Below are 8,163 nucleotides of genomic sequence, written 5' to 3'. Positions count from 1 at the left end.
ACACTGCCCATCAAACGGCGCACCAAAACCCACCAACAACTCCAAAAACTCCACCACCGACAACGCAGACAAAATCACGCTCAAACCCGAATTAGATGTCGTCCCATATTTCGATTTTGCGCTTTCGTAACTATCTTTCTGTTCTTGAAGTTCCTGCGACGCATCTTGTGTCGATTTCACATTTCTGTTGTGTGCTGTATCCAGTTCGCGAACTTTGGCCATCAGCTCTTCGTTCTGGGGATCGGCAAGAAGGGCTTGCTCCATCTCGCCTCTGAGCACCCTCGCCGTTCTCAGGCCTGTCAAATTGTTTCCCGTCGCGTCATAACCCGTGGAGATTGCGCGCCATTGCGAATAGGACTGTCTTGCGCCGTCGTAAAGGTCGCGCCGGTAAACAAGCTCTTGCAGTGCCAATGTGCTCCACGTGCCGATTGCAGCCGATCCGACGATGCTGCTGGCGTTTCCTGTCAGGCCGATAGCGGCGGCTGCGGTGTTCTCACGCGTAGGTGCGGCACCACTGGTGATGTCTCGGTACAAACCGGTTGTGTTACCGCCTAGTCCCAGTAGCCCGTTAATAATGGCAGCGGCTTCAGCAAAGATCGACACTTTCATCCTTCGTAATCGTTTCCCCGGGGTGCACACCCATTGCAATTGCGGACACGTCGGCGTCCGATCTGACGCTGACCGCTAGCAGCGGCCTCTCGGACCCGAATACGCCCAGCGGGCCCGTCCCTCGGGGGTCCGTTGGTCGTACGACATGCTGTGCTCGGTGGCGTGTTCGAAGTAGAGCACGTTGACGACGCCGTCGGGTTAGTCGCGAAAACCTGTCATGCAGGCCTGCGGCAGGATACGGGGACCCACCCAACAGAACGCGCCGCTCCCCGCGGGCGAACTAGGCCCGCCGTTAATCGGTCATACACACACGAACCATGCCTCACACCACGCGGTCCCCGGTGCCCGATTCATGCACTGGGTCGTAATCGGCGGTGGTGGCGTAGATGGGCGCGCGCTCCGCTACTTTCGCATCCGTTCCGGCTTCGGCGCTCACGACGTGCACGGCCTCCTCGACGGGGGCCAACGCCGGCGGAGCTTCGTCCGTGTGCTTGCCTTCCTCTGCCGAGCCTTCCGCCGGATCCGGCTCGGCCGGCGGCGCGCCATGCTGGCCCTGTTGGCCCATCGAGGCCATCTGCTGCACCTGGCCCATAGCTTGATTCATGAAGTTCGCGGGCTGGGCAGCGTACCCAGCAAGCCTGGCCGCCTGCCCGTAAGCTTGCGTCATTTGCCCCACGGTGGGCAGCAGGCCCAGGGCAGATATAGCGGTTGCCGGCAGACTGACCAAATCACCAACCACAATCCCATCCGCGATTGTCGCAGCTGCGGGGCTAGCAATGCGCGCGGCGGTGGGCGCTCCGTTGGAGGCGAACGCCTGCATCAGTTGGTCGCCCAGTGCCTGATCCGTCTTGGCGTACATCCCTGCCGCACTGGCAATGTTGGAACCCGTCTTAGTGATCGCGGAGCTGGCAGCCGAGATACCAGCGGTGACCGCTGACTCGATACTTGGCATGATTTCATTGATCGCTGCCGACGCCTGGTCGGTTCCAGCAACGCTGATCGGCGGCGGAGGCACCGGTAAAACAAGCTCCGCCAACTTGGTTCCCGCAGTTTCCAGCCGAGCTGGATCGACGATCAAAGGCTGACTCATTTACCAAATCCCTTACGTGCGTGCCGTATTAATCAAATGCTACACGCCGTGGCGGACCTGAAATGCGGCAATTTGCCGTGCCCCGAACCGTCACCGTCGCAGTTAGAACCTGATATTGCGCACGATGTCGTAGACACTGGTGATCCATAGCAGCATCGGCAAAATCGCAGCCACCATAGCGCCGTCGAGCAGCTCCAACGATCGCTTCAGCACCGGAGATACACGCCGTGCCCCTACGGTCGCTGCCACCACCGCCAGCGCAAACAGTCCTGCCACCAGGTACAGCGTTAGAAGCAGCCATGCACTATGCGGATACCAGAAAGTCAACCTGGCCATCACACCGATCGGGATGACGACTGCGGCTGCCAGCAGCGCCCAGGCGCAGGAACGCTCCGCGTACAGCCGCGACCGAAACCCGCACACTGCCGTAATCAGACCGACTACCACCAGGCTGTGCACAAAGAAGTGTCCACGCACCACCACAGCGATAGCACCGACCGACAGAATAAGAGTCCCGGCGGTAACAAAACCGATCAGCAGCTCTTTAGCAAGTTTGCTGCGTTCCGTGAGCCGCTTTGCCGATGCTGGTACCGAAGCGATAATCGCTTGCCAGGTCGGCGTTTCCTTGTCGTCGGATTCCTGGGCAGTGACGGGATCCAACAACTCCTCGTGCTCCACAGTTTCGCCGGGAGCAGGAATCGCCGGCAGGGCGATCCGCGCAACGGCGACCGTCAGCTTGGCCGCATTTGTCACCGTGAACAGCCCGAAGACGATCGCGCCGGCTGGCACCCAATGCTGCCAGCCAAAGCCGTAAGCGATCGCGGCCGCAGTTGCCGCTATCGCCAACACCGCGGTAAAGGAGGTAACTATCGCGCGCCGCCGCGGGCCGCCTCGGGTAGCTAGCGTCAGGAACATGACAGCCGCAGCGCCACCGGCAAGTTGTGGCGCGCCTAATGATTCGACCCCGCGCGGACGCGGAACAGCCAACGCTGCGGCGACGGCGACTAACGGAAATGTCGCCAGCAGCAGGCTCTCGCAGAGCGCGACATTTTGGTAAAACTTCTGCGCGGCAATACTGCCGGCGATCAAGAAGATTCCTGCGATCGCCAACGCCATCGGCCACCAAAGATGCTGGCCGGTGCGCCACCAAGCGATTCCCGCAATCGCTGCGACGAATGGAGTCAACGAAGGAATTGCCACCCCGATGAAGCGGTGCAATGCCGCCCGGTCGAACTCCGGCGATTCGTCGAGCACCGCGATAGCGTCGATGACATCTTCGACGAGCGGCCGGTACCGCTCGGTGCGACTGACCGACACCAGAGTCAGCAAAGAACCGTCGACCACGCCGGCATCGTCGAGCGATTGATCTGGCTTCAGGGGCGGCGATCCCGGGCGGGCGAATGCCCAGGCACCTTGCGCGGAAAAGTCGAAACCGCTCAGGATTTCCGCCGGTGTGTCTTCCAACAGCTCAGCCAAAACAGCGACAGTGTCGTCGACATAGCTTTCCATCGCTGCGGCAGCGGGCAGAACCAGATCGGTCATCCGTCGGCCCGTAAGCACCGTCACGCGGGTCGTCGTAGGCTTCGCGGGCGATACGGCGGCCTTACTCGGAGCGGCTGCGGCAGTGGGCGCACTCAACTAGTCTCGCCCCCATCGAAATCGTCGGACAGCGCTGCGGCCAATTCCTTGATCCTACGCGTAAAGGGCGCACTGAGCAGATCAGGCTCGATCTCGATTCCGGCCGCGATGTGGCTGTCCCAGGGCAAAGTGATGACTCGATCTGGTCGGACAGACTGTTCGATTCGCTGAGCGATGGCGGCAGGGAACGGTCGCTTGTCAGAATTGACGTGATTGACCGCTACGCATGCGCGGTCGAGGAGGGCCGAGTAGCCGTGGTGACGCAGCCAGTCGATCGCAACGGCTGCTTGCCTCATGCCGTCTGTCGATGCGCTAGCAACGATGACGAGCGCGGAGGAAGTTGACAGCACGCTTCGAGTGGCTGAATCAAACAGATTCGTGCCGCAGTCAGCGAGTACCAGGCTGTAATACTGCGAAACGATATCTGTCGCGCTGAGCCAGTCAGCTTCACTTAAAGCTGTCTGCGCAGTGCTGTATTGCTGCGCCGGCAGCACTTCGAGGTTGACCCCGTTTACGCTGGTATGAGCGCGAATATCGTTGTAATGCGAGGGTTTATTCAGGACGAGTTCGGCAATACTCGCCGCCGACTGTCGTCCAACTCGCTCTGCGAGGTTGCCAGAACCTGGATCGGCGTCTATTGCCAAAAGCCGGTCGCCGCGCACTTGCGCCAGCACTGATCCCAACGCAGCGGTGACGGAGGTTTTTCCGGCGCCGCCTTTGAGACCTACTACCGCAATCTGGTAAGAGCCCCGGATACGTCGGCGAATACGATTGCCCAAATCCAGTTCGTATTGCTCCTCGCGGGACAAGCCAACGTTGATGCGCGTCCAAGTGTGCAATCTGCGTCGCCAGCGTTGCTGCGACAGCATTTTCCTCTGCGGCTTATCGGCCACCGGGTTGATAACAAAATCGGGGTGGGCGCGGTCGTGAGACGAACCTGGTTCCGTAGAGGCCGGAGCCGAAACTGGTACGGCCGTGAGTCGGGGGCCGGCGAGCGAGCCTGCACTGGCATACGGATCAGTGAAGTCTTGCGTTGGTACAGGCGGCAACCCCGAGGCCGGTGCGGGGAAGCGCGGTTCGCCTAATCCCGTCGACTGTTCCGATGTCGTGTCGGACATCCGCCGCGAGAAGTCGTCGGGTAGGGGGGCGCCCAGCGGGGCGGAACGAGCAACTTCCACCTTCCGGTGCCCGTGTGGCGCCTGGCCGCGATCGCCGCTGATTGGCACGACCGGGTCGGTGTTGCGCCGCCGGGCATGACGCGCGTGCTGCGCAGCGGCAGGTGGCCGTGGTGGCGCTACGACCGGTGGCTCTTCGGTCGGCGGGTGAGGAGAGATTTCCTCGGACACCGGGCTTGTCGGAAGGGCCGGAGGGGGTTGCAGGAGATTGGCGAGGGGCACTGTTGACGGCGGCATCTCACCGTTTGGTGCGGGGAGATTCGTAGGCGAAGACCATGACGCGGCTGCGGCGCCGAGGTCGTACTCTTCATGTCCTGCAGCATCATTCGATGTGCCCCAGGGCTGAAAAAGCTTGTCGTAGTCTGCCGCCATGCGACTTCCCCATTCCATCGCAGCACCAAACACCAAATGAGGCGAAGTCTCCCGTTGGGGTCCCTCGCCTCATCCCGTGTTTGGCCGCTGAGTTAATTCAGCTGAACATCCCACTGACGCCGGACTCCGTGTGAGCCATTGCCTGACCAGCCTCGCTGATCCGCGCCGACAGCGCCTGCAACGCCTCGTTCAGCTCACCAGAGGTCTCGTCCCAACGACGCTGAACCGCCTGGTAGGCCTCCGAACCCGTACCGCCCCAAGCCGCAGCCAGCTTCGTCAACGAACCCTTACCCTCATCGAGAAGGCTCTGGGTGGTCTGAACAGCTGCCTGGATTGAACCCGCCCCGGCCTCGATGCCGGCGAAATTCCACTGCTGTGCTTCAGTCATGTCTACGCTCCGTTTCTTTCTATTACTAAAGGATTTAGAACTTCATCTGCGACGCCAGCGAACCAGCGTGCTCATCGTCAGCCGAGGAGTACTTGATCCCTGCGCTCTGGATGTTGTTGGTGATCTCACTGAGCACCTTGATCTGCGCTTCAGCCTTCTCGTGGTAACGGGCCAACGCGGTCTGCGCCGCAGTACCGGCCGCACCGCGCCACTGGCTCACCAGCTCACTACCGGTCGACTCCACCTGGCCCCGCACCTGCTGAAGCTCCCCGGAGACCCGGTCAAAGTTGCTTGCCTCCGCGCGCAGAGTCGCGGCATCAGTCTTCATCTCTGCCATGTTCAACTTCTTTCTCTGATTTTTGTTGATCGATGCCCCGCCAATACGTGACGAGTCTTCCGGCCCCTGGACCGGGAAGTCTTTAAACCGCAAGTGTTACCAATCGCGTCGGCACCTCAGGCGCTGTCGATATGAAAGCCACCGGGAATTGCGCCGTTCTACGTTTGGTTTGAGTGCGAGCCCTCTTCTGTTGATCTCTGCAATTATCCTAATCCCACCTGAGTGCTGGTCCGTGCACCAGTTTTTCGACGGCTGATGCCGGACCCCTGAGGGCGAGTCCAGGCGTGCGGGCGCACCGCGTTGTCAGGTCAAGGCCCGCTTCTCATCCGCACAGGGGAGGACGACCTGGAAGTGCATGCTCTACGCCATCGTGGTTGGACGATCTCATCGATTGCCCGCCATACCGGCTTTGACCGCAAGGCGGTCCGTGAGTATCTGGCCGGTGACGGCGAACCCGCAGTGCGGGCCCGGATCAACTTCGAGCGGTTCGTCGGCTGCGTCAGCGCCCGGCTGGGCGAGGACCTGGTCTGTGGGCGCACAGCCTGTTCGACGAACTCGAGGAGGTGGGTTTCGGTCCGTCGTAGCCTGACCGGAACATCCGCGCCCGGGATCTGCGCCCGGTCTGTGCGGCGTGCCGGACGGCGACGCGGCGGCCTAACGGGTGATCCCGCACGCCCCAGATGATGGGTGCCGCCAGGGCACGATGGACTATGCGGCGGAAACCTGCTCTGAACGTGTTCGCATCGCCTTCGGCGACGAATTCCCGGCAGCCGAAACCTACTGATTGAAACCGCCGGAAACACCGTTTACGAGTGTCGCTCCGAAAACGTCAGCGCAGGTTGTCTTGGCTGGTGATGTGGTGCGGCCGAGACATAGTCCTCATTTGCAAGGGGCAGCTGCCCTCTTGGCTAGCTGCTCGCGATCGGGGCCGCTTGCTGAAAGTTCTTGCGGACTTGACCCGTGTCCGGTACAGCCTGCTCGATGACGGTGGGTTGGGTCGGCGAGGTTGCTGCGAGGTCCTTTCGGAGGGGGTCGTCATCCCGGACCGGTTCAGGTGTGGGGCGCCGTTGGATGCCGGTGGGTGCCGCGGGATGTGCTGTTTGATGCCGCTCGGCGGCAGGGCCGGGTGCCGACGCCGACAGCGGTACCCATGGCGGCACGGTAGTGGCCGTGGGAGAAAGTTGCGCACCCTCGGCTGCGTCGCTGCTGAGCGGTGCGGCGGCGAACCGGGAGGAGGAGCCGGTTGCCGAGGGCGCAAAGGCTCCCGCCGGGTTCTGCTCGGCGGTGATGTTCGGAGAGCCTGCCACTGTGGTCTGGGCAGCGGGGGCGGCCAGGTCGGGTGCCCATTGCGGCTTCATCGCACCCAGACCGTGTGAGATTGCACTGTAATCACGGGTCACGCGCTCGACCTCGTTGGCGCAGAGCTTGGAGAAGACGCCCAACGTGGTCAGCATGCCTGCCCCGATTGCGATCCCCATGCCTGCCGCCGCAACAGCGAACCCGTTGGCCACCACCGGTGTGGCTTCAATCCGCAACGCCATTTCCACCGCAAACGCTTCAATCAGCAGGCCTTTGTCTAGGGCCATGCCCATCTGCAGCGTGGTGTTCCACTCGGCTTGGGTCTTGACCAACTCCGCTAGCTGTCCGTCTAACCCCGCCGCCACGCTGGCGCGATCCCCCAACCCCGCGGTCCGGTGGTTATAGGTGTCGGCTGCCGCGCCCTGCCACGAGTCTGTAGAAATCCCCTCGCCCAACTGTTCTTCCAACTCACCGAACAGTTGCGCACCGATCTCTAGATCACCGCCCTGCCACGGCGTCCCAACCCCGGTCAGCCACTCCATTGCTGCAACCGCCGCAACTGCCAGCAGAATCGGACTGCTGCCCGCGAGAGGTCCCATCTGGGCTTCCTCGATCTCGCGTTGTGCGTCGCGTACTTTGTCCTCAGCAGCCTTGAGCCGCTGGTTCGCGCCGACGAGGCCTTTACATGCTTCGTCGTATTCCGCCCTTCGTTCGGCGCTTATGTTTGCCCACTGTTTCCGGAGATCACGAGCCTCTACCGCCGATTGCTTATGAGTTCTCTGAAGGACAACATTCGACTCAAGGCCCCTCAGCTCCCTCTCCAGACTGGCAATTTTCTGCTGATCGGCTAGGAAGCCGCGGGGTATGGCGGTTGGCGCGAGGGATAAGCCGCCTGCACCAGCGCTAGTCCCTACCGAGGCCAGGCGTTCAGCACTGTAGGGGGTGTCGCCGTTGAAGCCGGCAAAATAGTCCACGCCCAGGCCGGAGAATTCTCGGGACAGGCTGGCGAAACTAGCCAGGACCGCTCCCGCAGAAGCAATAGCGACCATAAATGAGCTATCCGATCCAGTTAGCTACCCAGATTTACGCAGACTCAGCGTCACGGGTAGGAGACATCAAACGCTGTCCATCAGTGTATGACGGGTGGCCGCGTGCACTCGGCGCCAAATCTGCAAGCGCACCAACACCTGGAGCAACCATCGGTTCCGTCCACCAGAGTGATGTGCGAGTCCGACCTGCCTGTCAGCGGTACTGG

The 8,163-nt window shown here is 61.7% G+C and carries 7 protein-coding genes and 1 pseudogene; 1 reads left to right on the top strand and 7 read right to left on the bottom strand.

The window, feature by feature from the left end:
- From ACZY1I_RS24800 to ACZY1I_RS24775, 6 genes are all read right to left on the bottom strand, one after another.
- Positions 1 to 609: hypothetical protein (locus tag ACZY1I_RS24800; RefSeq protein WP_463758555.1), on the bottom strand; the 609-nt coding region annotated here is incomplete at its 3' end.
- 322 nt (positions 610 to 931) lie between these two features.
- Positions 932 to 1,699: a hypothetical protein gene (locus tag ACZY1I_RS24795; RefSeq protein WP_463758553.1), complete on the bottom strand. Its 768-nt coding sequence runs from the start codon at positions 1,697 to 1,699 to the stop codon at positions 932 to 934.
- A 102-nt stretch (positions 1,700 to 1,801) separates the two neighbouring features.
- Positions 1,802 to 3,337, bottom strand: coding sequence for a type VII secretion integral membrane protein EccD (gene eccD / locus ACZY1I_RS24790; protein ID WP_463758551.1), 1,536 nt, complete (start codon positions 3,335 to 3,337; stop codon positions 1,802 to 1,804).
- Positions 3,334 to 4,230, bottom strand: a complete 897-nt coding sequence (locus ACZY1I_RS24785; RefSeq protein ID WP_463758549.1) for a MinD/ParA family ATP-binding protein — start codon at positions 4,228 to 4,230, stop codon at positions 3,334 to 3,336. Before ACZY1I_RS24785 ends, eccD begins: the two co-directional genes overlap by 4 nt.
- 751 nt (positions 4,231 to 4,981) lie before the next feature.
- Positions 4,982 to 5,272, bottom strand: a complete 291-nt coding sequence (locus tag ACZY1I_RS24780) for a WXG100 family type VII secretion target (RefSeq protein WP_463758539.1) — start codon at positions 5,270 to 5,272, stop codon at positions 4,982 to 4,984.
- Between the two features lie 34 nt (positions 5,273 to 5,306).
- Positions 5,307 to 5,609 (bottom strand): WXG100 family type VII secretion target, encoded by a 303-nt coding sequence (locus tag ACZY1I_RS24775; protein ID WP_463758536.1) that lies wholly within the window; start codon positions 5,607 to 5,609, stop codon positions 5,307 to 5,309.
- 324 nt (positions 5,610 to 5,933) lie between these two features.
- On the opposite strand from ACZY1I_RS24775, the pseudogene ACZY1I_RS24770 reads away from it, so the two are divergent.
- Positions 5,934 to 6,294: pseudogene (locus tag ACZY1I_RS24770) on the top strand (IS21 family transposase); the annotation flags it as partial.
- Between the two features lie 223 nt (positions 6,295 to 6,517).
- On the opposite strand, the gene ACZY1I_RS24765 reads toward ACZY1I_RS24770, so the two are convergent.
- Positions 6,518 to 7,507: an EspA/EspE family type VII secretion system effector gene (locus ACZY1I_RS24765; protein ID WP_463758546.1), complete on the bottom strand. Its 990-nt coding sequence runs from the start codon at positions 7,505 to 7,507 to the stop codon at positions 6,518 to 6,520.
- Positions 7,508 to 8,163: the final 656 nt, after the last annotated feature.

It is taken from the genome of Mycobacterium sp. IDUB_37 (assembly GCF_055419245.1).
This window is presented reverse-complemented; position numbering and strand designations above follow the sequence as displayed.

Bases quoted from the DNA above. Each gene is read 5' to 3' on its own strand.
- ACZY1I_RS24795 (WP_463758553.1), bottom strand. From the start codon at position 1,699: ATGAGTCAGCCTTTGATCGTCGATCCAGCTCGGCTGGAAACTGCGGGA.
- ACZY1I_RS24775 (WP_463758536.1), bottom strand. From the start codon at position 5,609: ATGGCAGAGATGAAGACTGATGCCGCGACTCTGCGCGCGGAGGCAAGC.
- ACZY1I_RS24765 (WP_463758546.1), bottom strand. From the start codon at position 7,507: ATGGGACCTCTCGCGGGCAGCAGTCCGATTCTGCTGGCAGTTGCGGCG.
- ACZY1I_RS24780 (WP_463758539.1), bottom strand. From the start codon at position 5,272: ATGACTGAAGCACAGCAGTGGAATTTCGCCGGCATCGAGGCCGGGGCG.